Annotated in this window: 23 protein-coding genes and 5 tRNA genes; 16 read left to right on the top strand and 12 right to left on the bottom strand. The window is 53.5% G+C overall.

Features of this window, described 5'->3' with window-relative positions:
• Positions 1 to 10: 10 nt before the first annotated feature.
• The 8 genes from Dform_RS05110 to Dform_RS05075 all read left to right on the top strand — a co-directional run bounded on the left by Dform_RS05110 (position 11) and on the right by Dform_RS05075 (position 9,887).
• Positions 11 to 1,507 carry a leucyl aminopeptidase gene (locus Dform_RS05110; protein WP_076004051.1) on the top strand — a complete coding sequence of 499 codons (1,497 nt, stop codon included), beginning with the start codon at positions 11 to 13 and terminating at the stop codon, positions 1,505 to 1,507.
• A gap of 197 nt (positions 1,508 to 1,704) precedes the next feature.
• A complete protein-coding gene (locus Dform_RS05105; RefSeq protein WP_076004050.1) occupies positions 1,705 to 3,615 on the top strand; it encodes an AMP-binding protein in 1,911 nt (636 codons plus the stop codon).
• Complete coding sequence (locus tag Dform_RS05100) at positions 3,615 to 4,499, top strand: branched-chain amino acid ABC transporter permease (protein ID WP_076004049.1); 885 nt, start codon at positions 3,615 to 3,617, stop codon at positions 4,497 to 4,499. Before Dform_RS05105 ends, Dform_RS05100 begins: the two co-directional genes overlap by 1 nt.
• A 1-nt stretch (position 4,500) precedes the next feature.
• The gene (locus tag Dform_RS05095; protein ID WP_076004048.1) at positions 4,501 to 5,556 is read left to right on the top strand and encodes a branched-chain amino acid ABC transporter permease; all 1,056 of its coding nucleotides are present in this window, start codon (positions 4,501 to 4,503) and stop codon (positions 5,554 to 5,556) included.
• A gap of 63 nt (positions 5,557 to 5,619) precedes the next feature.
• Positions 5,620 to 6,900, top strand: a complete 1,281-nt coding sequence (locus tag Dform_RS05090) for an ABC transporter substrate-binding protein (RefSeq protein ID WP_076004047.1) — start codon at positions 5,620 to 5,622, stop codon at positions 6,898 to 6,900.
• Positions 6,901 to 6,943: 43 nt separating this feature from the next.
• Positions 6,944 to 7,735 (top strand): ABC transporter ATP-binding protein, encoded by a 792-nt coding sequence (locus Dform_RS05085; protein ID WP_076004046.1) that lies wholly within the window; start codon positions 6,944 to 6,946, stop codon positions 7,733 to 7,735.
• Positions 7,736 to 7,777: 42 nt separating this feature from the next.
• The gene (locus Dform_RS05080) at positions 7,778 to 9,046 is read left to right on the top strand and encodes a phenylacetate--CoA ligase family protein (protein WP_076004045.1); all 1,269 of its coding nucleotides are present in this window, start codon (positions 7,778 to 7,780) and stop codon (positions 9,044 to 9,046) included.
• 1 nt (position 9,047) lies between these two features.
• On the top strand, positions 9,048 to 9,887 hold the full coding sequence (locus Dform_RS05075) for an ABC transporter ATP-binding protein (protein WP_076004044.1): 840 nt from the start codon (positions 9,048 to 9,050) through the stop codon (positions 9,885 to 9,887).
• A 26-nt stretch (positions 9,888 to 9,913) separates the two neighbouring features.
• Here Dform_RS05075 and Dform_RS05070 read toward each other — a convergent pair whose 3' ends face one another.
• The gene (locus tag Dform_RS05070; protein WP_083635361.1) at positions 9,914 to 10,201 is read right to left on the bottom strand and encodes a hypothetical protein; all 288 of its coding nucleotides are present in this window, start codon (positions 10,199 to 10,201) and stop codon (positions 9,914 to 9,916) included.
• A 109-nt stretch (positions 10,202 to 10,310) separates the two neighbouring features.
• Here Dform_RS05070 and Dform_RS05065 point away from each other — a divergent pair, with 109 nt between their 5' ends.
• Entirely contained in the window at positions 10,311 to 10,550 is a 240-nt protein-coding gene (locus Dform_RS05065) for a hypothetical protein (protein ID WP_076004043.1), read from the top strand.
• On the opposite strand, the gene Dform_RS05060 is transcribed toward Dform_RS05065, so the two are convergent.
• Both Dform_RS05060 and Dform_RS05055 read right to left on the bottom strand, forming a co-directional pair.
• Positions 10,551 to 10,964 carry a PaaI family thioesterase gene (locus tag Dform_RS05060; protein ID WP_083635360.1) on the bottom strand — a complete coding sequence of 138 codons (414 nt, stop codon included), beginning with the start codon at positions 10,962 to 10,964 and terminating at the stop codon, positions 10,551 to 10,553.
• Positions 10,961 to 12,487 carry a cobyric acid synthase gene (locus Dform_RS05055; RefSeq protein ID WP_076004042.1) on the bottom strand — a complete coding sequence of 509 codons (1,527 nt, stop codon included), beginning with the start codon at positions 12,485 to 12,487 and terminating at the stop codon, positions 10,961 to 10,963. The genes Dform_RS05060 and Dform_RS05055 overlap by 4 nt, the downstream gene beginning before the upstream one ends.
• A gap of 117 nt (positions 12,488 to 12,604) precedes the next feature.
• Here Dform_RS05055 and Dform_RS05050 point away from each other — a divergent pair.
• Positions 12,605 to 12,679: transfer RNA gene (locus Dform_RS05050), tRNA-Gly, on the top strand.
• 48 nt (positions 12,680 to 12,727) lie between these two features.
• On the opposite strand, the gene Dform_RS05045 is transcribed toward Dform_RS05050, so the two are convergent.
• The 4 genes from Dform_RS05045 to Dform_RS05030 all read right to left on the bottom strand — a co-directional run bounded on the left by Dform_RS05045 (position 12,728) and on the right by Dform_RS05030 (position 16,153).
• Positions 12,728 to 13,375 carry a response regulator gene (locus Dform_RS05045; RefSeq protein WP_083635359.1) on the bottom strand — a complete coding sequence of 216 codons (648 nt, stop codon included), beginning with the start codon at positions 13,373 to 13,375 and terminating at the stop codon, positions 12,728 to 12,730.
• 2 nt (positions 13,376 to 13,377) lie between these two features.
• Positions 13,378 to 14,538, bottom strand: a complete 1,161-nt coding sequence (locus tag Dform_RS05040; RefSeq protein WP_076004040.1) for a sensor histidine kinase — start codon at positions 14,536 to 14,538, stop codon at positions 13,378 to 13,380.
• 138 nt (positions 14,539 to 14,676) lie between these two features.
• Positions 14,677 to 15,420 carry an ABC transporter permease gene (locus Dform_RS05035; protein WP_225973737.1) on the bottom strand — a complete coding sequence of 248 codons (744 nt, stop codon included), beginning with the start codon at positions 15,418 to 15,420 and terminating at the stop codon, positions 14,677 to 14,679.
• Positions 15,407 to 16,153, bottom strand: coding sequence for an ABC transporter ATP-binding protein (locus Dform_RS05030; RefSeq protein WP_076004039.1), 747 nt, complete (start codon positions 16,151 to 16,153; stop codon positions 15,407 to 15,409). Before Dform_RS05030 ends, Dform_RS05035 begins: the two co-directional genes overlap by 14 nt.
• A 166-nt stretch (positions 16,154 to 16,319) precedes the next feature.
• On the opposite strand from Dform_RS05030, the gene Dform_RS05025 reads away from it, so the two are divergent.
• From Dform_RS05025 to Dform_RS05005, 5 genes are all read left to right on the top strand, one after another.
• The gene (locus Dform_RS05025) at positions 16,320 to 16,847 is read left to right on the top strand and encodes a hypothetical protein (protein WP_076004038.1); all 528 of its coding nucleotides are present in this window, start codon (positions 16,320 to 16,322) and stop codon (positions 16,845 to 16,847) included.
• A 77-nt stretch (positions 16,848 to 16,924) separates the two neighbouring features.
• Positions 16,925 to 16,997, top strand: a tRNA-Phe gene (locus tag Dform_RS05020).
• Positions 16,998 to 17,026: 29 nt separating this feature from the next.
• A tRNA-Leu gene (locus tag Dform_RS05015) sits at positions 17,027 to 17,114 on the top strand.
• Positions 17,115 to 17,138: 24 nt separating this feature from the next.
• Positions 17,139 to 17,212: transfer RNA gene (locus tag Dform_RS05010), tRNA-Gln, on the top strand.
• Positions 17,213 to 17,221: 9 nt separating this feature from the next.
• Positions 17,222 to 17,296, top strand: a tRNA-Asn gene (locus tag Dform_RS05005).
• A 49-nt stretch (positions 17,297 to 17,345) separates the two neighbouring features.
• On the opposite strand, the gene panC is transcribed toward Dform_RS05005, so the two are convergent.
• The 5 genes from panC to surE form a co-directional block, all read right to left on the bottom strand.
• Positions 17,346 to 18,179: a pantoate--beta-alanine ligase gene (panC, locus tag Dform_RS05000; RefSeq protein WP_076004037.1), complete on the bottom strand. Its 834-nt coding sequence runs from the start codon at positions 18,177 to 18,179 to the stop codon at positions 17,346 to 17,348.
• Complete coding sequence (panB, locus tag Dform_RS04995; RefSeq protein ID WP_076004036.1) at positions 18,166 to 19,011, bottom strand: 3-methyl-2-oxobutanoate hydroxymethyltransferase; 846 nt, start codon at positions 19,009 to 19,011, stop codon at positions 18,166 to 18,168. Before panB ends, panC begins: the two co-directional genes overlap by 14 nt.
• A gap of 8 nt (positions 19,012 to 19,019) precedes the next feature.
• Positions 19,020 to 19,397 carry an aspartate 1-decarboxylase gene (panD, locus tag Dform_RS04990; protein WP_076004035.1) on the bottom strand — a complete coding sequence of 126 codons (378 nt, stop codon included), beginning with the start codon at positions 19,395 to 19,397 and terminating at the stop codon, positions 19,020 to 19,022.
• Positions 19,394 to 20,260, bottom strand: a complete 867-nt coding sequence (locus tag Dform_RS04985) for a Rossmann-like and DUF2520 domain-containing protein (protein ID WP_076004034.1) — start codon at positions 20,258 to 20,260, stop codon at positions 19,394 to 19,396. The genes panD and Dform_RS04985 overlap by 4 nt, the downstream gene beginning before the upstream one ends.
• A 142-nt stretch (positions 20,261 to 20,402) precedes the next feature.
• Entirely contained in the window at positions 20,403 to 21,185 is a 783-nt protein-coding gene (gene surE, locus Dform_RS04980; RefSeq protein WP_076004033.1) for a 5'/3'-nucleotidase SurE, read from the bottom strand.
• Positions 21,186 to 21,271: 86 nt separating this feature from the next.
• Between surE and queA the strand changes: the two genes are divergently transcribed.
• Positions 21,272 to 22,309, top strand: coding sequence for a tRNA preQ1(34) S-adenosylmethionine ribosyltransferase-isomerase QueA (gene queA / locus Dform_RS04975; protein ID WP_076004032.1), 1,038 nt, complete (start codon positions 21,272 to 21,274; stop codon positions 22,307 to 22,309).
• Positions 22,310 to 22,316 lie beyond the last annotated feature (7 nt).

Genomic DNA, 22,316 nt, shown 5'->3' with positions numbered 1-22,316 from the left:
AAGGAGTCTCATGGACATCAAGCTCATCACCGGAGACCTGGAAAAAATCAAGGCTGATGCGATCATTCTCGGGGTGTTCGAAAACGGCGAAGGCAATAACTTGGAACAGTCGCTCGATGAAGCTTTAGGCGGTGCAATTGCCGAACTTCGGCTGAAAAAAGAAATCAAAGGCAAATCTGGCGAAATCAACGTGATTCACTCCATGGGCAAGGTAGCCGCCGCCAAAGTAGCCGTTCTCGGCCTGGGCAAGAAAAAAGACCTCGACGCCACCAAATTACGCGCTGCCGTTGCCGACGCGGTCAGGGCTCTTCACAGAAAAAACAGCCTCGATCTGATACTTGCGTTGCCGGATACCGGGATCAGCGTGAAAGAGATCGGCCGCGTGTCAGCCGAGGCGGCTTATCTGGGTAGCTATAATTTCAGAAAGCATTTGACTAAGGAAGCGGAATTTGGCGAAATCAAGTCACTCGGGGTTCTGTTTTCGACGAAACCGCAACAAGATGATTTTGCGACAGGAGCCAACAGAGGGCAAATCGTTGCCCAGGCGATCATGCTTGCCCGTGACATGGGCAACGAGCCATCCAACTTCATGACCCCGCAGGACATGGCTGACACCGCCGAGAAAGTCGCTAAGGAATCGGGTTTCAAGGTTGAGGTTTTAGAACGGCGCGATATGGAAAAACTGGGGATGGGAGGTTTGCTCGGGGTATCGAAAGCGTCCTTCGATAAAAACCCGCCCAAGTTAATTATCATGCGTTACAAAGGTAAAGAAGCCGACGGTTGGGATCTGGCGCTCATCGGCAAGGGGTTGACCTTCGATACCGGCGGCATCTCCATCAAGCCTGCCGACAAGATGGAAGACATGAAGTTCGATATGACCGGCGGCGCCGCCACTATCGCCGCGATGGGCGCCATAGGCAAACTCAAACTCAAGGTCAACGTCATCGCCGCTGTCCCGGCGACGGAGAACATGCCGGACGGTGGTTCCTATAAACCGGGTGACGTCCTGAAAATGTTCACCGGCAAGACTGTTGAGGTCATCTCTACAGACGCCGAAGGCCGGCTTATCCTGGCGGACGCGCTGGGTTACATCAATAAAGAGAAACCCGCGGCGATGGTGGACATGGCGACTTTAACGGGGGCCTGCGTTATCGCACTCGGCATGATCACGACGGCCGCCATTACCAACAATCAGGCTCTTGTTGACAAGGTTATCAAAGCTGGAGCAGCGGCAGGCGAACGCATCTGGCAACTCCCGGGTTACGATGATTACAAAGAACAGTACAAGAGCGACTACGCAGATTTCAAAAACGTTGGCGGGCGTCCGGCGGGTACCATCACCGCGGGGCTGTTCCTCGGCGAGTTTGTGGGCGACACCCCGTGGGTCCACCTGGATATCGCCGGTACCGCATACGGAGAAAAAGAAAAGGGCATCATCACCAAAGGCGGCAGCGGAGTGCCGGTGGCGACACTGGTGAACCTGGCGGAAATGATGTCGGAGTCCTAGTCCCAAAGTCCGATGCCTATTTGACACGGTTTTAGGCACATGATATTCTACGGCATCATGTTCACAGGCAGGTTCGGCTATACATTCGCCTTTACCCGGCGCACCAGGGTGCGCTTGGGCCGGTCGAATATGAACTAATAAAGTACTTAGAAGGCGAAAACTAAAGACCACCTCCCAAGCGGGGGTGGTCTTTGTTTATGGGGGTATTCACCAGTTTGGATCCACAGACCATACCGGGCCTCATAAAACGAAATGCCGAGCGTTGGTCGGACAAGGCGGCCATGTGCTACAAGAACCTCGGCGTGTGGCACCGCTACACCTGGGCAGATTATTTCACCTCGGTCAGGCATTTTTCGCTGGGGTTACTGAGCCTGGGTCTTAAGACCGGAGACGTCGTCGCCATCATCGGCGACAACGAACCGGAATGGTTCTGGGGCGAGTTTGCCGTCCAAGCAGCTGGGGCAATCCCAACGGGTATTTTTGTAGACGCCGTGCCTGACGAGGTCAAATTCGTCGTCAATCACTCGGGAGCAACTTTCGCTATCGTCAATGACCAGGAACAAGCCGATAAATTCCTGGAGATTCGGGACGCCGCTCCCCAGTTGAAGAAAGTCATCTACTGGGACCCGAAAGGGCTCAAGAATTACGACGACCCGCTCCTTATCGGATTCATTGAAGTAATCGCAATGGGCCGGGAATACGAAAAGAACTACCCCGGCGTGTTTGAAGAAAAATTGTCCCGGGTCAAACCTGCAGACACCGCTTTCATCTACTACACCTCCGGCACCACGGGACAACAGAAAGCCGCGATTTTAACCCATAAAGCGCTTATCGCCACCGCCTCCGGTTTCGTTACCCGCTATCCGCTAGATCAGAAGAGCGATCTCATTTCCAATTTTCCGGCGGCATGGGTCGGCGATAGTTTTTTTGCCACCATCCCGCACATTTTGTCCGGGGCGAGGTTGAACTTTCCCGAGGAACCGGAAACCATTGCTGCCGACACCAGGGAAATCGGGCCGCATTTCGCCATTTACGGCCCGAGGCAATGGGAGGGCATCGTTTCCGATATCCAGGTGAAGATGATGGATGCCCACCCATTTAAGAAATTAGCCTATAAAGCCTTTCTGCCGGTCGGTTATAGGCTGGCTGAAGCCAAATTATCGGGTGTCGAGCCCAATATTTTCTGGAAGTCGCTCGGAAGGGTCTCCGATGGGCTGATGTTCCATCCGCTTAAAGACAAACTAGGTCTTTCGCGAGTGCGCTGGGCGGTTACTGGCTCATCAGTTTTGGCGCTGGATACTTTCAAGCTCATCCATGCCATCGGGATAGAACTCCGGCAGAATTACGCTTCGACCGAAGCCGGATTCATCGCTTCCCACGGCCAAGGCGATATCGCTTTCGAAAGCGTCGGCCGCCCCGCTTTGAATACCGAAGTTCGCCTTACCAATGAAGGTGAACTGTTTGTCCGCTCCGACTGCATGTTCTCCGGTTATTACAAGGATGAAGCCAAGACCAAAGAAAGCTTCGCTCCCGGCGGTTGGTTCAAAACCGGAGATGCGGTCAACATCAATGAGGCCGGACATATTATTTTCCTGGATCGACTCAAAGACATGGGTGAACTGAAGAGCGGCGTCAAGTTCGCCCCTCAATACATCGAAGGCCGGTTGAGGTTTTCACCGTACATCAAGGACGCAATGGTCCTGGGTGACAAAGACAAGGATTATGCCTCAGCTGTCATCAACATCGATTTTGCCATGGTAAGCAAATGGGCGCAGAACAATCGCCTCAATTTCACCACTTACGTCGATCTGTCTCAGAAAAAGGAGATCGCGGATCTTGTTTCTAAAGATGTCGCCCGAGTCAACAGCTTTTTACCTGAAAACTCACGAGTGAAAAAATTCGTTATTTTACATAAGGAATTTGACCCGGATGAGGCTGAACTCACCCGCACGCGAAAGTTGCGGCGTGGGGCTGTGTACCAGAAATACGCCGATCTTATCGAAGCGATGTATGGCGAGCGTAAGGATGTGGTAGTAGAAGCCCCTGTTACTTATCGCGACGGGCGTAAAGGCGTTGTGACTACTTCTATCAAGGTGAGGGGACTGTAATGGCTGATCTGATGCAGTTCGTCCTGACCGGCATCACTGTGGGGCTGGTGTACTCTCTGATCGCGCTCGGCTTTACGTTCATCTGGAAATCATCATCAGTGGCCAACCTGGCGCTAGGCCAGATGGTGCTGCTGTTTTCCTGGATCGCTTACGGCACGATGCAGCAAGCCGGTATGCCTTTCTGGCTGGGACTGCCGGTGACAATCGCTGCGGCTGCCGGAATAGGTTGGATCCTCGAACGGGTCATTTTGAGGCCGCTTATCGGACAGCCCATCCTGTCGCTCATAACAGTAACCCTTGGCGTCGCCTTTGTTTTCGAGGGGCTGGTGGCGATGTTCTGGCCGATTTCAACGGCCGCCATGCCTGATTTCATTCCCGACGAACCGGTCCACATTCTGGGTGCGGTGGTATCCCAGGAATACCTGTGGGCGGCGGGCATAGCTCTCGTACTCTTTATCATCGTCAGCTTATTTTTCCGCTACCATCGATACGGAGTCGCCATGAGAGCCACCGCCGACGATCAGATGGCTGTCTGGGCGTGCGGTATCCCGGTGACCAGGATATTCTCGGTGTCATGGATGTTCGCCGGAGCCCTTGCCGCCATAGGCGGGGTGTTGATGAGTTCTATCGGCGGTATTACCACCGGACTTGTCGAAACGGGGCTTAAATCGTTCTCCGTGGTTATTCTGGGCGGGCTTGATTCGTTCCTCGGAGCGATAGTTGCCGGACCGGTCATCGGCCTGGCGGAAAATGTCGGGGGCGGCTATCTAACCGATCTCACCTGGTCGGGAGTCAAGGACGTTATTCCGTTCATCATTATCGTCATCGTCCTGTTCATCAAGCCCTTTGGGCTGTTCGGGCAGGAAAGGATAGAGAGGATCTAGCGTGGCACTTCCTTGCGGGACCCGCAATTTCAGCTATGCCGCGGACATGGCCATATTCCGTACCAAAACGCAGTTGGCGCTGCTGCTTATCGGCCTGGCCGTCCTTTTCACCGCCCCGCTATGGTTGTCCTTCTACTGGCTTGGTGTGGTCAACCTTATAGGAATAACGATCATCGCCGCGACGGGACTCAATCTCCTCACCGGCTATTGCGGCCAGCTTTCGGTCGGTCACGCCGGATTTATTGCCGTCGGCGCCTTTACGTCGGCGGTATTCACCGCCAAGCTGGACCTGCCGTTTTTGGTTGCCTTGCCGGCCGCCGGGCTCCTCGCCGGGTTTATCGGCATCATCTTCGGGGTTGCCTCTTTAAGGGTAAAAGGCTTCTACCTGGCTATTTCGACTATCGCCGCCCAGATTATCATCCTATGGGTGATCAATCACCTGGACAATATCACCGGCGGCTTCATGGGCATGGCGGTACCGAGAGCGGAAATTTTCGGCTTCACGTTCAAGACCCCTCAGAGCCTGTTCTTCCTGATTATGACCGTTGCCGTTGCCGTCATTTTCTTCGCTAAGAACCTGGCCCGGACCCGCATCGGCAGGGCGTTCGTCGCTATCCGTGATAACGACCTGGCCGCTGAAGTCATGGGCATAAACCTCTTCAGATATAAACTCCTGGCTTTCTTCCTGGGGTGCTTCCTTGCCGGTGTGGCCGGATCGCTCACCGCCCATTGGGTGACCTACGTCTCTGCCGAACAGTTCTCCATCACGGAGTCGATTCTCTACGTCGGCATGATTATCATCGGCGGCGCCGGAACCACCCTCGGGCCGATCCTGGGGGCGGTCATCATCCGGCTATTGCAGCAGGGGGTCACCTACGTTTCGCCGATCCTGGAGAGCACATTTTCAGGCAATTTACCTTCCGGCTTTACCGCCGGGTTGGGACCCTTTTTATTCGGACTTGTGATCGTATTGTTCCTGGTCCTCGAGCCGCGAGGTCTGGCCCACCGCTGGAACCTCTTCAAAGCCTCCTACCGGCTCTGGCCCTTTTCATATTAGGTTCGGGAGGAAAAGATGTGACGAACTGCCCGGCGACCAAGCCATAGATTAAAGGAGGGGAGAATGAAAGGAAAAACCTGGTTCAGCAAGGCAATAATTGCGCTCGTGACCATTGTTGTCGCCGGACTGCCCGTACTGGCCTCTGGCTGCGGGAACGGCAACGGTTCAACGACAACACCCGGTTCGACAACCGACGCGGTGAAGAACCCAATCAAAGTGGGTATCATGGCCCCTTACACCGGTGTGGCGGCATCCAAGGGCAAGCCCATGGGGGACGGTGTTCAAGATGCGATCAAGTACATCAATACGGAGTTGGGCGGAGTTCAGGGTCACCAGATCCAGGTGGTGTTCCGGGACGACCAGTACACTGCCGCCAATGAAACAACCATTATCAATGAATTCATCTCGCCGTCCAGCGGCATCGTCATGTTCGCTACGCAGGCTTCGGCCGAAATGACCGCCGTCATGGGCATCGCCAACGAAGCTGGCTTGCCGGGTTTCACCGTCTTTTCAGCCCCCAACATTACCCAGCCTGCAAAGCATCAATACGCCTCGTTCCCTGATTACGGCGATGACTGGGTGGCCTTCGCCAAATACTACATGGCTAACATCTGGAAGGGGACCGGCAAACCCAAGATGGCATTGCACCTTCTCAACAATGCCACCGGTCAGGGCGCGAAAGACGCTGCCGATAAACTGGCTGCCAGCCTCGGCATCGAAATCGTGGCCGTTGAAACCCATACCTCAACGACCGCTTCCGAGATCGAAAGCCTGACCCGCATCAAAGCTAAAAATCCCGATGTGATCTACATTTCCTCCACACCGCCGCCGACCGCGGTAATACTGAAGAACGCGGCGACCCTGGGCATGACCCCCGCCATCACCATCGGCTGCGGCGGTGCTTCGTTTACCAGCGAAATGGTCAACCTGGCCGGTGCTGCCGCTGAAGGCGTCTGGGGCATCTACCCGACCGTCGGCTGGGGAGATAACGTTCCGGCGATGGCCAAGATGACCGAATACATGACCAAGAACCATCCTGAGGATGCCAATAACATGGACTACATCACCGGATGGGCTGAGGGCTTACTTATCGCCGAAATCCTGAACAAGGCCATTACCAACACTCCGGGCGGCGGCAATGCCCTCACCCCGGCGCTGGTCGAGGCTAACGGCTTCAAGAAGTTAAGCGGATTCGATGTGGGCGGACTACAGGGCTCAGCAAGCTACACCGTTGGCGACAACCGTTTCAGCAAAACCGTCAAGCTCTACCAGGTTAAAACCGGCAAGATAACCGCTGTCGGCAGCTGGATTGATGCTCCGTTCATCGACTACGGATTCAAATAGAAGGAAAGCGGGAGGGGGCTAAAACCCCCTCCCAACCTCAACGATGCTCAAGATAAACAATATCGAAGTCGCCTACCTCAACGTCATCCGCGTCCTGCACGGTGTCTCGCTGGGCGTGCCTGACGGGCAAATCGTCACTTTACTTGGAGCTAACGGCGCCGGCAAGACGACGACCCTGAAGGCCATTTCCGGCCTCCTTCATGTGGAGGAGGGAGAAGTCACCGACGGCAACATCGAGTGGAACGGCGAGCGGATAGATAAGAAGAATGCTGAGTATATCGGGCGGCTCGGCATCGTCCAGGCGTTGGAAGGCAGGCGCGTTTTTGAGCACCTTACCGCGGAAGAGAACCTTCTGGTAGGCGCTTTTCATCGCAAAGACCGCTCCGAGGTGAAGAATGACCTGGAGATGGTCTACAACTACTTCTCCCGGTTGCGGAACTTGCGCAACAACACCGCCGGCTACCTGTCCGGCGGCGAACAACAGATGGTGGTAATAGGAAGGGCTATGATGGCCCGGCCGAAACTCATGATGCTCGATGAACCATCTTTGGGACTGGCCCCGTTGATGGTCGATGAGATCTACTCCATTATCAGACGCTTCAATGAGGATCAAAAAACTTCCGTCTTACTCGTCGAACAAAACGTCCGGATCGCCCTTTCCATCGCCCATTACGGGTATGTCATGGAAAACGGCCGGGTGGTACTCGATGGCACGGCGGACTTCCTGAAGAATAATGAGGACGTCAAAGAGTTTTACATGGGGCTTTCGGCGGTTGGCAAGCAAAAGAGTTACCGCGATGTAAAGCATTACAAACGGCGCAAACGCTGGCTATAAAAGCACGAAAATCGATATTAGAAAATAGAGTAGATTAGTCGAATGGATCAGCATTACGATAAGCTGGAATCGATGACCGCTGCGGAGCGGAAAGTATACATGGATGGCCGTCTGAGGACGGCGGTCTCCCGGGCTTACCGCGGGGCGCCCGCGTCCAGGGCAATGATGTTGGAAACCGGGGTCAGGCCTTCCGAAATCAAGACCGTCGCCGACCTTGAAAAATTGCCCATCAGCCGCAAGACCGATCTTATCGATTCCCAGAAACTGGCCCCGCCTTATGGCGGCTATTATATCGGTAAACCGGAAGAGATCGAACGTATTTTCGTCTCGCCCGGGCCGGTCTATGAACCCCTGCACTCGTCCAAAATCGAATGGTTCGCCAGGTCATTCTGGGCGGCGGGGTTCCGTAAAGGTGACATTGTAATCAATACCTTTACTTATCATCTTTCGCCAGCGGGAACGCTTTTCCAGGAAGGGCTGCGCGATTGCGGGGCGACCGTCATAGTAGCCGGGGCTGGGAACACCGATATTCATATCAAGACAATAAAAGATCTCTCCGTTAACGCCTTTGTCGGCACGCCGAGCTACCTGATGTCCCTCATAAAGAAGATCGAAGAGACCGGTGGCGATTACAGGAAAGATTATCGCATAAACAAAGCCTGGTTCACGGGAGAAATGCTGTCGCCGTCGATCAGGAAAGTCCTGGAGAGTGATTATGGCATCGACACCTACCAGGCCTATGCGGTTACCGAACCCGGCGGGGCGCTTGCCTACGAGTGTTCGGATAAATCCGGCCTGCATCTGATGGATGATTATGTCATTGAAATTGTCGACCCATTGACCGGAAAACAACTGCCGCCAGGGGAGGTGGGTGAAGTAGTAGTGACGCCCTTGCACAATCCTCATTGGGGTTTGCTTCGCTTTGGAACAGGCGACCTTTCTAAAATGCTCATCGACAACTGTCCCTGCGGCAGGACGGCTCCAAAACTGGCGGGGCTACTTGGGCGGTCGGGAGAGGCGGTCAAGGTCCGCGGGATGTTCGTCGTACCCAAGCAGGTTGAGACGGCTTTAGCGGCGGTCGCCGAGGTCGGGAGGTTCCAACTGGTGGTCCGCCGAAACGGGACACGGGATGAACTGACTCTAATAACAGAATTAAAGTCCGGCGTTACCGCTAACCTTGAACTTCAGAACCGCATCGAATCTGTTTTTCAAAAAACGAGTATCGTTAAGCTGGACTCCGTGGTGCTTTTACCTCCGGGAACCATCGCTGCAGACGCCAAACCGGTCATTGACGAAAGAAAATGGGACTAAGATGGGACAGCCGATAACCTCCGTTGCAAACGGTGTCAAGGTCAGCCTGCGAAACCTTACCCTTTCTTTCGGCGGCATCAACGCGCTTAAAGACGTGTCGGTCGACATCCGGGAAAACGAAATCCTGGCGATCATCGGACCAAACGGCGCCGGCAAGACCTGCCTGTTGAATTGCCTCAACGGCTTCTACAAGCCCCAAAAAGGCGAGATATTGTTTGAAGGTAAGAATATCTCCCGCATCCGCCCGGACAAGGCCGCAAAATTGGGCCTGGCGCGAACCTTCCAGAATATCGAACTATTTTCCGGCCTGACAACCCTTGAAAATGCCATGGCGGCCAGGCACGTGTTCATGAAGCAGAATCTGCTGACTGGTGCTCTTTATTTTGGTCCCGCGCATAACGAAGAGATCCGGCATCGGAGAGTCGTCGAGGACATCATCGATTTCCTGGAGATCGAGCCGGTGCGCAACAAAACGGTGGCTTCTCTTCCTTACGGCATGCGTAAAAGGATTGAGCTGGCGCGCGCTCTGGCACTCGAGCCCAAGGTGCTGCTCCTTGATGAGCCTATGGCGGGCATGAACACGGAGGAAAAGGAAGACATCGCCCGGTTCATCGTAGATATCTTTGAAGGCCAGGGAGAGTCCTACCCGGATACTCCCGTCCTACGGGATGGAGTTCGTACCATCGTGCTGATAGAACACGACATGGGTGTTGTCATGGACCTGGCAGACCGCATCGTGGTGCTGGATTTCGGTCGTAAGATCGCCGAAGGCACCCCGGAGGAAATCAAGAACAATACGCAGGTGATCTCAGCTTATTTGGGGGAGAGCTCAAAACGCTAAAAAGCGTTTCCCATTTTTGACGCGGATTACTTTACGGCTTCCTCAGCCATAATTTTATCGCGGTATTCGGTGACGCTCCTGCACTGCGGGCCTTCGCACCTGGTGGTAATCCCGAGCTTCCTGGCCCGTCTTTCGAGATTAGCCAGGTTTTTTTTATCTGTTGCGCCATATTTCAAGAAACTGGCGCATTTTGCGGTCCCGTCAGGGTAAACCATGATGGTCACTTCATCGCTGACGATATCGCATTTGATCGTGGTGGCTGTTAACTGCCAGTCCGGCTTTTGCATAGTGCAGGTATTATAGCACAGGGGCATACCTGGGAATATTCTCCCATTTTCGTATGAACGTTGTCTTTGACATAACTAACATTTTGCCTCTAAAAACGTTTCTATTATTAGAAACACTTTTTCGGGGAGAATTCCTATGGCGGACACATCGATCAGGCGAGAACAGATTAAAGTTGCCGCGGCCCAATATCCTGAATCTATTGAAAAGGGTATTTCTCAGCTTATCGGCGGGCTGCTGGTTTTTGGTTTGGCGCTGGGAGGGCTGGCGATCGGCTACTCTACGACAATAACCCAATGGGCGGCGACATCGGTGTTAGTGGTCACCGGTTTCTTATTAACCGTTTCGGCTCTATGGTCTTTGATCAGGAAACAATAACTATTCCTGCTGCCTTTCCAAGGGTATTCCTGTGCCCGTTGCTTTGGCGATGATTTTACCAGATGTTGTCGATACCGTTATTTCAGCCATCACAGTGCGTTTCCCGGCTTTAACTACCCGGCATTCGGCTTCCAATTCATCGCCAAGATTCGCCGGGTTAAGGAAATGGATATTGAACTGGCTGGCCACTGTCGGAAAATATAACGAATTCAGCGCATAACCGAAAGCCGAGTCAGCCAGGGTCGCAATGATTCCGCCATGAACCGTGCCCACAAAATTCAGGAAGTCCGGCCTGACCGTGAGATTGACCCTGGCAAATCCATCCTCGATGGCTTCCAGCCTTATCCCGAGCAACTGCCAGGCGGGCTCACCAATACTTGCCTGGCGCATCCTCTGGATATTTTCCTTGCTCACGCCTCGACGCCTTCATCGATAATCCTGTAGACGGTTTTCATGTCCAGCGAACTTCGCACCAGATCAGCCAGGGCGTCATAATGCTTTTCCTTGTCCAGAGGAGCATCGTATATCCGTTCCGGCAGACCTTTCCGGCGGCGCAGATTGTTCAACAAACCCCGCCTGAAGCCGTGGCTCTGAAAGATCCCGTGGATGTAGCTACCGATAACCGTGCCATTTTCGTTGGCGCTGCCGTCAGCATAAAATGCCGGTCCGTCCTGGGTTTCTGTGATCTGGAACGGGCGCACACGGCTTTCTGTCCGGCCCATGTGGATCTCATAACCGGTCAGGATTTCACCTTTCAAGCCCTCCAGCAACCCGCTGCCGCCGGTGACGATGCCTTTCACCTGGGTGGTCGCTTTCTCGCTGACAAAAGTCGTTTCCGCGTCTATCAGGCCAAGGCCCTGCACCCTATCGTTATCCGATTCGACATGGTCAGGATCGTGGATCAAGTTCCCCAGCATCTGGTAGCCGCCGCAGGCGCCGAACACCGGTGTGCCTGATCTGGCTTTGTTGACAATGGCATCAGCGACGCCTGATTCTCGGATGGCTAAAAGGTCGGGGACCGTGGTTTTGGAACCCGGAATGATAATGAGGTCGGGGTTTCCCATTTCTTCGGGACGGCAGATAAACCGCAGGTTGGCTCCGTCCTCCTCAAGCGGATCAAAATCATCGTAGTTGGATATCCTGGGACTGCGGATGATGGCGATATCGAGGTCGGCGTTGGAAGCGGCATTGCGGCGCTCGTCGAGATATACGGAATCTTCCTGGGCAAGCAGGATATCCCGGTAGTAAGGAACCACTCCGAGAACAGGCAATTTAGTTCGTTCTTCCAGGAAGTCGTTGGCATCCTTGATCAGGCTGACATCGCCCCGGAATTTATTGATGATGAAACCCTTTACCAATTTCCGTTCGCTCTCATCGAGCAGTTCGAGAGTTCCGACGAGGAAAGCGTAAACGCCGCCGCGGTCGATATCTCCGGCAAGCAGCACAGGTGACTTCGCCAGCTTGGCGATGCGCATGTTAGCGATTTCACGGGCTTTCAGGTTGATCTCTGCCGGGGAACCGGCCCCTTCGATGACTACAATGTCATTCCGCGATCTGAGATATTCCAGCGACTCCTTCACTTTCTCAAGGAGCATCATGGTGTAGTTGTAGTAGTCTCTGGCAGAGGAGGTGTCGAAAACCTTGCCGTGCACTATTATCTGGGCACGCGAATTGGCTTCAGGTTTCAGCAGAACCGGATTCATGTGGATACTGGGGGCGATTTCAGATGCTTCGGCCTGCATCGCTTGAGCCCGGCCTATCTCACCGCCCTCAGGCGTAACAAAGGCGTTGAGGGCCATGTTTTGTGCTTTGAAGGGCGCTACTTTATAGCCGTCTTGTTTGAAAATTCTGCAGAGGGCAGCCACTAACACGCTCTTGCCAACGTTGGAAGATGTTCCCTGCACCATGATAACTTTTGCTTGTTTGTCGTTGGGCATAATGTCCTCCAGGCACGCAGATTATAGCAACTGGGATGCCGGGAAACCATATTGGAAGTTAGATGCCGGCGGGCGCTTTACAAACGCGGCCGCTCAAGGTTAAAATTGCCTTGTATTGCGGGTGTAACTCAGTGGTAGAGTTCCTGCCTTCCAAGCAGGTTGTCGCGGGTTCGAATCCCGTCGCCCGCTCCATTTTCGAACTTGTTTGTCCCGGATCTCGATCAATCGAATCGGGACATTTTATTTGTTTGAAGACAGTCCCCGCCTGGTGGCATACGCAACGGCGGCTGCCCTGTTCCTAAGCTGGAGTTTGTCCAGGAGCCGGGACAGGTAAGTGCGGACGGTGCTTTCTCCCAAAAACATTTTCTCAGCAATTTCCGAGTTGGTCAGGCCATCGCCTACAAGTTTCAAGACTTCCATTTCACGCGGAGAAAGGTCGATATCTTCTTTGTTAGCCTGACGCTGACGAAATTCCGAGACCAGCGATCCCGCCATCTGCGGCGAAAGAATGACCTCCCCACTGGCCACCCGCCTGATAGCCGAGACGACTTCCGTGATTCCGGATCCTTTAAGGAGGTAGCCTTGGGCGCCGTATTTAAGGGCGGTGAACAGGTCTTTTTCCTCGGCGGAAACGGTAAGCATGAGTATCCTGGCGGCGGGCGCTTTTTCCCTGATTACCGGCAACGCTTCAAGACCGGTACAGCGGGGCATCAGGATATCCAGCAGAATGACATCCGGTTGCAGGGCGGTAGCTTTAGTGATGGCTTCGTTTCCATCGGCGGCTTCGCCGATGATATGCATCTTATCCTCGCCGGCCAGGATAGAAGTAAGCCCGCTTCGGACAATCGCGTGGTCATCGACGATAAGTATACGAGTATTTTCAGCCATGACTATCTCCTCTCCAATGGAATATCGATGGTCAAAATCGTGCCTTTCCCCGGCACACTGTTGATCTTGAGAACGCCGCCCGCTGAAATAGCGCGTTCTTTCATCACGTTGAGACCGTGACCGTGCCGTGACTGCCCGTGATAATACTGGCCGGAATCGAATCCCTTGCCATCATCTTGAATGGACACCCGAAGGTGCTCGTCTCGCCGCACCATCTCGAAGTGTATGTTCTTAGCCTCGGCATGTTTCCGGATATTGTTCATAGCTTCCTGGCAGATACGTAAAACCTGCAGTTCGATCTGCGGCGGTAGTGATGGCTCCGCCTCAGGCAGGTTGATGCTGTAATTGATTCCGGCATCCTGTTTCAAGTGATGGAGGTAATTCTTGAGGTGCGACATCATCTGCCCGGCGCCGGAATACTTACGCAGCAACTCCAATGATTCCAGGGCTTCGATCCTTGATTCCTCGACGAGCCGCAGAAGTTTATCTACCTCCTGCATCTCGATGCCGCGGCGGTTCAGTTCCCGTTCGATAATCTGTACCTGCCAGTTGATCGCTGAAAGGGTCTGTACGGTGCCGTCATGGATTTCACGCGATAACCTCTGCCTTTCTTCGGTCACAAATTCTTTTTCCAGGCGCTGCTGAAGGTTGATATTGACCAGGTAAGGCAAGGAAGCAGCAAGGCTTACCGCTGCGATATATATCAAAAAGTAGCTGATTTCCGTGGCGTCAAAACTGGCGCTTTCAACCGGCGCCACCAGTTGGGCGAGCAAAACATCCAGAATTGAAGCAACGCCAACCGTCATCGCCAAATATGAAGAATAAAACAGCGAGGCTGTCAGGACGGGGGATAACGTATAGAGGAGGAAGGGGCTGCTGACGCCACCGGTAAGCCAGATCAAAAAGCCGGAGAACACGAGATCAAGGGCAAGCAGCAGTTGGCCTGTGATGTATCGTTTGGGAGATGCGGGGGTGAGGAATTTAAAAAAAGTGTAACCGGTAACCCCCCAAAAGATAACACCCACAGGTAACGGCGACACAACGCCGTTGACGCTTAGTTGGCTGCCCGCGATAACCAAAGCCAGCGCCCGGTACAGATTCAGGTAAAACCTCAATCTGCCGCCGAATCTCATTGCCTGGGTGAACGAAGACGGGTCCTGCATATCCTTCCCAGCGTTGAATCCAGGAACCTGAAAACACGTCGCGGGTTAAACCCGGACTATAATAAGTCGCTCCCAAAAAGGTGTCAACGAGTGTTTGGTAATCAAATGTCGCAGGCTGAGCCAAATTCTTTGGAAACGTCAGCCGCTTGCCCGGCGGCGCAGTGTTAAGGCAGCCAGGGCGGAAGTCACTACAGCGAATCCCAGGAGAAACAGCAGATCGCTCCCAACGCCACCCAGCGATTCTCCCTGCCGCATGATGCCGCGGAGGCCTTCGACGGCGTAGGTCAGCGGAAGAAACTTGGAGACGCCCTGGAGGAAACCGTTCATTTGCTCGACCGGCCAAAGGACGCCGGCCAGGAAGACCTGGGGTACGATGATCAGCGGGATGAATTGGACCATCTGGAACTCGTTTTTGGCGAACGTCGAGATGAATATGCCCAGCGTTACCGAGCCGACAACGATGGCGGTTTGGAACACCAGGATTTCCCAGAGCGCCCCTTTGTAAGGAACATTGAATACCCATACCGTGAAGAAAAAGATGATCAACGTCTGAACCAGGGCGAAGATCATGAAACCCAAGAGATACCCCAGGACGATATCCGTTCTCGAAACAGGCGATACCATCAGTCTTTCCATGGTGCCCTGGGAACGTTCACGCAGGAAGCTGATTCCCGTGAGCAAAAAACTGAAGAAAAGGGCCATCATGGCGATCAGCGCCGGAGCGGTGATTTCAAGTTGAGCGTTTCGGTTGGGCATGCTGAATCCGATGAGTGTCATGACTACCACCGGAACTACGATGATCAGCCCGAGTGTGCGATGATCGCGGCGTAATTGAGTAATCACACGTTGTGAGATAGCAAATGCCAGTTTAGGCATTTTCATTCGCACCTTTACGGATAAAATACAGGAATGCATCTTCCAGAGAGGCTTCAGGATCGCCGACGGCTTCTTTTAATTCGGATGGGGATCCGCGGGCGATAACTTTCCCTTCGCGCAGGAAAACCAGGCAATCGCAATGAGTAGCGTCGTCCATGGTATGGCTGGAAATTATCAGGGTGTGGCCTGCGGCGGTAAGTTTCCGGAAATAATCCCAGAAATGGACGCGGAGCTCAGGATCCAATCCAACCGTCGGTTCGTCGAGAAAGATGATGCTCGGGTTGTGAACGATGGCGCAAGCCAGGCTCAAACGCTGCCGCATGCCACCGGAAAGCTCGTGGGCACTGGTATCTCTTTTGGGCCAAAGGTCGACAATTTTGATGACCTCTTCGACGCGTGTCTTCCGCTTTGACCCCGCGGCCATGCCGTAGATTTTGGCGAAAAATTCCACGTTCTGCCGCACACTCAGCTCCTGATACACCGAAGGGGTTTGGGGCATGTAGCCGATAATGGATGATCTCTTACGGGTGAGAGGTTCGTTCAGTACCTGAATCGAGCCCTCATCAGGCTGTAGCAGACCGGCCATGAGTCTTATAAGGGTGGTCTTACCGGCTCCGTTGGGTCCAAGCAAGCCGAAGGCCTGCCCCTGTGGGATTTTCAAAGACAAATGGTCAATTACGGTGAGGTGGCCGTACTTGAAGCTTACGTCAAAGATGGAAACGGCGTCACTGGCTATCATGGTTATTGGGTGTCACTGTAATACCGGGTACAACGTTTGTCAATAGATTTATTGTTCGGTGTGCTATAATTGGCGAATTCTTTTATGAGCAGGCGTGAATAGTTTGCGAACCCGAATTGCACATCTGATTTCAAATGGTCTAAGCCCCCTGGTATTGGGCATTCTCATGACCGCCTTGCTCGCTTTCGACGATTCCGCCACAGCCGCTGAGGGTTTTGGCTGGTTTCTCCTGGCGACGGGTCTTGTGATCCTACCGGTATTGCTAATATCGCTATACATGGTTAAGACGGGGCGCATGGATTCCCTTTTCTCCAACCGCAGGCACCAGCGTCACCGGGTTTATGTCGTCGGCCTGTTTTTCGACGTTTTGACGATCTGGATCTTAAACCTGTTGAACGCGCCGACGATCCTGATTGCCGGCCTGGTAGCCGGGTTGGCATCGGTCGTTTGCCTGGCTTTCATCAATCTTTGGTGGAAGATATCGGTCCATTCTTCGACCATGGCTGCCTTCGTAACCCTGCTATTCGTTCTGTTCGGCTGGTGGGCGGCGTTCTCGTTAATTTTGCTGCCGGCAATCTGGTGGGCCAGGCTGAATCTGGCCCAGCATACCTTGTGGCAGGTAGCCGCGGGTTCGGCTCTTTCCACTGTGATCTTGCTGGTTACCTTTTCACAGTACGGCGTTATACAGTTCTAAACCTGAAACACGCTCTGGACAAGTTCAATCGCTTGACCCACCTACGCAGAACGGCTACAATATCTTTCGTTGTCTGCGCCGGGGTAGCTCAGTTGGTAGAGCAGCGGACTGAAAATCCGCGTGTCCCCAGTTCAAGTCTGGGCCTCGGCACTTTGTTCTTTAATAGCATTCGGCTTTACGCCGGAGTGGCGGAATGGTAGACGCGGCAGTCTCAAAAACTGCTAGGGGGCAACTCCTGTGTCGGTTCGAGTCCGACCTTCGGCACCAGCTTTTGAGGCTGCGAAAGCCAATTGCCGAGTTGTGTAGTGGTAGCACGGAGGACTTTGAATCCTTTTGCCCAGGTTCGAACCCTGGCTCGGCAGCCAAATACTCGCTCCCGAGTAGCTCAGTGGTAGAGCGGTCGGCTGTTAACCGATTGGTCGAAGGTTCGAATCCTTCCTCGGGAGCCAATTTTATTATCAGACGTCCTATCGAATATCTCCGATAGGCTCCATTCAATTACACCAATATCAGATTATCTATCAGCCGAGTCCGTCCAAACCTCACGGCGAGCGAGATCAAAGCCGGTCTTGTAATTATAGTCTGCTCTGCCAGGCTATCTCCGTCGGAAATACTGATATAATCAGTACAGGCAAGTTTCTCGTTCGAGATAAATTCCGCCATTTTCTGTTTAACTGTTTCGGCGTGTTTTTCGCCGCTTTCGATGAGGCTTTCAGCCATCTTCAGTGATTGATACAATATTGTCGCGGCCTGTCGTTCATCCTCGTTAAGGTAGGTATTCCGGCTGCTCATTGCCAGTCCGTCGCTTTCCCGGACGATGGGCATCACGAGCAGTTCAACCGGGACATTCAGGTCAGCCACCATTTTTCTCAAAACTGCTACCTGTTGGGCATCCTTCTGCCCAAAGTATGCCTTCTGGGCTCGAACAAGGTTGAAGAGTTTTAGAACAATCGTGGCCACACCTTTGAAGTGGCCGGGGCGGACAGCGCCTTCAAGTCTTTCGGCGATTTTGCCGGGAACGACAAACGTATCTGCGCCAGGTGGGTACATTTCTTCGGCAGCGGGGAGAAACACGGCATCAGCGCCGGCAGCTTCCAGCATCGCTAGGTCTCGATCGATGTCTCGGGGATACGAATTGAAGTCTTCATTTGGACCGAACTGGGTGGGGTTTACGAAGATGCTGACAATGGAATGATCGCAATCCGATGTTGATCGACGCACCAGAGAAAGATGCCCTTCGTGAAGAAAACCCATTGTCGGAACGAAGCCGACGGAACCGGAAAGGCTACTCCTGTACGTTCGAAGTTCGGAGACTGTGTTAAGCAGCTTCATTTTCTTGTTTCAGTGTGTCCAAAACCGAACTGTCCATTGTGAAACTTTGTTGGGCGGTCGGGAATTCGCCTTTACTCACATCCTTGGCATAGCCTGTAATTCCCTCAGCCATCAGACCGGCAAGTTTGGCATACTGTCCGGCGTGTTTGGGTACAAAATCAGTGAACAATCCCAGCAAATCAGAAATGACCTGTACCTGGCCGTCACAGGCAGGTCCGGCTCCGATTCCGATCGTCGGTATGCCGATCTTAGAGGTAATAAACGCCGAAAGTTCGGCGGGGATCGTCTCGAGGACCACCGCAAACGCCCCGGCTTCTTCAAGAGCCCTGGCATCGGCGATTAGCTTCCGCGCAGCGTCGAGGCTGCGCCCCTGGACTTTATGACCGCTCAATTGATTGATAGATTGGGGCGTCAGTCCGATATGTCCCATGACGGGAATGCCGCATTCGACGAGTTTCTTTACTTTGTCTGCTACGGTCACCCCGCCTTCCAGTTTCACAGCTTGTGCCCCGGCTTCCTGTATAAACCGCGAGGCATTCCGAAGGGTTTCCTCCACGTTTATCTGGTAAGTCATGAAAGGCATGTCGCCGACAACAAGGGCATTATTCGATCCTCTAACGACAGCTTTGGTGTGGTGGATCATGTCATCCATGGTTACCGGGATGGTCGAATCATACCCAAGCACCACGTTTCCCAGGCTATCCCCGACCAGGATGACTGGTATCCCACACCGATCGATGATCTGCGCCGTCGGGTAGTCATAAGCGGTGAGCATGGCGAATTTTTCGCCCCTGAGCTTGAATTCCTTGATCTGCTGGATTGTGGTTTTCATCTCAACTCCTAGAATGAGATGGCGCCAAGGGCGTGTTTGACGTCGACGATCCGATTATTCTCATCAACATAAACGAGCTTCGGCATGTGGCTGGAGAGCTGTTCCTCGGCTACCTGATCGTAGGTCAAAATGATGACGGTATCACCTTTGCAGGCGCACCGGGCGGCAGCTCCATTAAGACCGATCTCGCCGCTGCCTGGCTCGCCCTCGATGGTGTAAGTTGCGAATCGGGCTCCGTTGTTCAGATCCAAGACCTGTACCTGCTCGAAAGGCAGGATATCTGCGGCTTTCATGAGGTCCCTGTCGATAGTAATACTTCCTTCGTAATCCAGATTGCAGCGGGTGACCCGTGCGCGGTGAAGTTTGCTTTTGAGCATCGTTCTCATTGTTTCTTCTCCAGGATTTGTAATAGTCGATCGGCTTTTTCCCTATCAATACCGCCCTTTGCCAGCGCGATCGGTACAGTATGAAGCCCGAGGATGCGGTAGACATCAAGAACGGTGGGGGCGTGCTCAACCAGCGCCTCGAGGTGAAGTTTGATTGAGTCAATATCTCCGCGGGCGACGGGACCTGTCAGGCATTCCGGAATACCGATTTGTTCGACGTTGTCCAGGGTGCCCCTCATAAGCGGCATCAACGCCCGCACCGCCTGTTCGCTGGTCCCGAAACCCTGCCATAATTCGGCAGCAAGGCTCACCAGGGTTACGAGGTAGTTGGACGCGAATATAGCCGAGGCGTGATATAGAACCCGGTCATTTTCTTTCAGTGCAATGGTACGCCCATCCAACCTTACCGCCATTTGTCGGAGTATGGTTAATAATGGTTCATCGGCTTCGATGGCGAACGTGATTCCAGGCAAAATTTCAGCGTTTTTTGACCCGATCGCCTGTAACGGATGGAAAACACCCGTCAGCGCTCCGCTTTTCTTCAGTCCATCGAGGGCTGAAACAGCTACCGCAGCGGCGGTATGGCAGATCATCAGGCCGGGATGAAAGGGAATAGAAGCAGCAATTTCGCTGATTACGGAGTCCGGAGTGGTTATGAAAATAAGATCGCAGGCGCTGCCCATTTCCTCCGGGCTGTCGAAGACGACCGCCGAAGGCAACTTATCGGCCATTTTGTACGCCGAGGAAACATCGTTGCTGGTGACGGCATTTACCGAATACCCCGCCTTAACCAGGGCCATAGCCAGGGTGTTGCCGACTTTTCCCGCCCCGATGAAACCGATCCTCAAGCCGTTGTCTGCCATTAAACGCCAATGCCTCCCCGGCAAAAGCAGGGAAGGCATTCCTTCCGGGCTATTGCCGTCTCGTTCTCTCAGAAAAAAGATACAAGCGGACTGATTGACCTAATTATAAAGGATGCCTCGAAAATTAGGAAATCGGGGCTTCCTATTTGGGTGATTCTAGTTTTTTGAACCATTCCTGGCAGAGCGTTTCCAGGTTGGAAATTGGGGCTGTACGGAATAAATCGACATGTAGTTCGGTTACCGATATACAGTCCCGCTCGATTGCCTTGATGTCGGTCCCGTCGGCAGCCTCAAGGTCTAGCTTTCGCCGCACTAACCAATAAAACTCGCGCCTGCCGTCATGGCCTTCCTTGACAGTGTCGATATGGGTTTTATGCGCCAGGTGACAAAGCCGGATACCCTTGATATTGTCGAGTGGAATATCAGGGGTGTTGATATTCAGGAAGATATCTCCCGACAATTTACCGTCCGCGATATCTTTCGCAATGATGGCGGCCAATCTCGCGGGCGTCTCGTGGTTGGTAGATTCAATATTGAATGTTGAAACGGCGATTGCCGGGACATTCCTGAGGTAGGCTTGCAGCACCGCCCCGACGGTGCCGGAAATCAGGACGTCGTCGCCAACATTTGGCCCGTTGTTAATTCCTGACACCACAAGGTCAACTGGTTTTTCCAGGACATGTTCCAACCCTAGAATTACAGCATCGCCAGGCAAGCCCTCCGTAGCCCAGCATTCGACGCCTTCGAGTTGAGAAGCCACTTTGCTGACACGCAACGGGTGCCGGAGGGTGAGTGACGTTCCTGTCGCGCTCTGTTCCCGGTCAGGCGCCACAATTGTGACCGAACCCACCGTTCTCAAATGATTAGCCAGGACCCAAAGTCCTGCGGAGTGAATACCGTCGTCGTTGGAAATAAGGATTTTCACGAGAGGTTAGGATAACACATCGGCTGTACCCGGTAAAACCGGCATTCGTGGCGGTCGAGGTTTCCGAACCAGTATAATAGGCTGCTTTGAAAACTTCAGATTTTGACTACGAGCTGCCACCCGAGCTGATTGCCCAAACCCCCGCAGAACCCCGGGATGCGTCGCGGTTGCTGGTTCTTGACCGGAAGGGTGGGAAAATCGAACACCGGCGGTTCTTCGACATAATCGGTTACCTCCACCCGGGCGACGCTCTAGTCTTCAATGACTCCAGGGTGATTCCTGCCCGGTTATTCGGGTTGAAAAAGAGTACCGGCGCTCGGGTTGAAGCCTTGCTCCTGCTTCGCCGCGGCTTCGGCGAATGGCAGGCGCTTCTCAAACCAGCTCAGCGTCTCGGAGTTGGGGCTATTGTCGATCTTTACGACCGGTCAGGAAGTCCAAGCGGGCAGACACTCGAAGTTCTGTCAAAATCAGAAGATGGAACCGCGGTTGTCCGTTTGTCCGACGAAAATCGCCTTACCGAACTTGGTATCCTCGCTCTGCCGCCATATATTCACCATCAACTTTCCGAATCTGAGGCCGAACGCTACCAAACCGTTTACAGCCGGATAGCCGGCAGTGTTGCCGCGCCTACCGCCGGGCTTCATTTCACCCCGGAACTACTGAAAGCCATTGAAAGCAAAGGGGTGCGGCTGCTGTTTGTGACGCTTAACATCGGGCTCGACACCTTCAGGCCGGTAAAAGAAGAAGACCCGGCGCTTCATCCCATCCATCGTGAATATGCCGTGCTTTCTGCTGAAACCGCCGAAGCGATAAATCAGGTTAAGGCATCCGGGGGCAGGGTTTTTGGTGTTGGTACATCCGCGGTAAGAACCCTTGAATGGGCAGCGAAAAACCAGGGATTGCCGCTGAAGCCTTTCGAGGGTTGGGTTGAATTGTTTATCCTGCCCGGCTTCAAGTTCCAGGTCATTGATAATTTGATCACAAATTTCCACCTGCCCCGCGGCACTCCCCTTATGCTCGCAGCCGCCTTTGCCGGATGGGAGACGTTAAAACAAGGCTACCGAAACGCGGTCGATGAGAGATATCGCTTCTACAGCTTCGGGGACAGCATGCTCATTCTTTGATAAAATT

It is taken from the genome of Dehalogenimonas formicexedens, assembly GCF_001953175.1.
Lineage (GTDB): Bacteria > Chloroflexota > Dehalococcoidia > Dehalococcoidales > Dehalococcoidaceae > Dehalogenimonas > Dehalogenimonas formicexedens.
This window is presented reverse-complemented; position numbering and strand designations above follow the sequence as displayed.

Bases quoted from the DNA above. Each gene is read 5' to 3' on its own strand.
- Dform_RS05035 (WP_225973737.1), bottom strand. From the start codon at position 15,420: ATGAAAATGCCTAAACTGGCATTTGCTATCTCACAACGTGTGATTACT.
- Dform_RS05030 (WP_076004039.1), bottom strand. From the start codon at position 16,153: ATGATAGCCAGTGACGCCGTTTCCATCTTTGACGTAAGCTTCAAGTAC.
- Dform_RS05110 (WP_076004051.1), top strand. From the start codon at position 11: ATGGACATCAAGCTCATCACCGGAGACCTGGAAAAAATCAAGGCTGAT.
- panD (WP_076004035.1), bottom strand. From the start codon at position 19,397: ATGAGAACGATGCTCAAAAGCAAACTTCACCGCGCACGGGTCACCCGC.
- Dform_RS05105 (WP_076004050.1), top strand. From the start codon at position 1,705: ATGGGGGTATTCACCAGTTTGGATCCACAGACCATACCGGGCCTCATA.
- Dform_RS05040 (WP_076004040.1), bottom strand. From the start codon at position 14,538: ATGCAGGACCCGTCTTCGTTCACCCAGGCAATGAGATTCGGCGGCAGA.
- Dform_RS05065 (WP_076004043.1), top strand. From the start codon at position 10,311: ATGGCGGACACATCGATCAGGCGAGAACAGATTAAAGTTGCCGCGGCC.
- Dform_RS05075 (WP_076004044.1), top strand. From the start codon at position 9,048: ATGGGACAGCCGATAACCTCCGTTGCAAACGGTGTCAAGGTCAGCCTG.
- Dform_RS05100 (WP_076004049.1), top strand. From the start codon at position 3,615: ATGGCTGATCTGATGCAGTTCGTCCTGACCGGCATCACTGTGGGGCTG.
- Dform_RS04985 (WP_076004034.1), bottom strand. From the start codon at position 20,260: ATGGCAGACAACGGCTTGAGGATCGGTTTCATCGGGGCGGGAAAAGTC.
- Dform_RS05070 (WP_083635361.1), bottom strand. From the start codon at position 10,201: ATGCCCCTGTGCTATAATACCTGCACTATGCAAAAGCCGGACTGGCAG.
- Dform_RS05090 (WP_076004047.1), top strand. From the start codon at position 5,620: ATGAAAGGAAAAACCTGGTTCAGCAAGGCAATAATTGCGCTCGTGACC.
- Dform_RS05085 (WP_076004046.1), top strand. From the start codon at position 6,944: ATGCTCAAGATAAACAATATCGAAGTCGCCTACCTCAACGTCATCCGC.
- Dform_RS05045 (WP_083635359.1), bottom strand. From the start codon at position 13,375: ATGGCTGAAAATACTCGTATACTTATCGTCGATGACCACGCGATTGTC.
- Dform_RS05025 (WP_076004038.1), top strand. From the start codon at position 16,320: ATGACCGCCTTGCTCGCTTTCGACGATTCCGCCACAGCCGCTGAGGGT.
- panB (WP_076004036.1), bottom strand. From the start codon at position 19,011: ATGAAAACCACAATCCAGCAGATCAAGGAATTCAAGCTCAGGGGCGAA.
- Dform_RS05080 (WP_076004045.1), top strand. From the start codon at position 7,778: ATGGATCAGCATTACGATAAGCTGGAATCGATGACCGCTGCGGAGCGG.
- panC (WP_076004037.1), bottom strand. From the start codon at position 18,179: ATGAAGCTGCTTAACACAGTCTCCGAACTTCGAACGTACAGGAGTAGC.
- Dform_RS05055 (WP_076004042.1), bottom strand. From the start codon at position 12,487: ATGCCCAACGACAAACAAGCAAAAGTTATCATGGTGCAGGGAACATCT.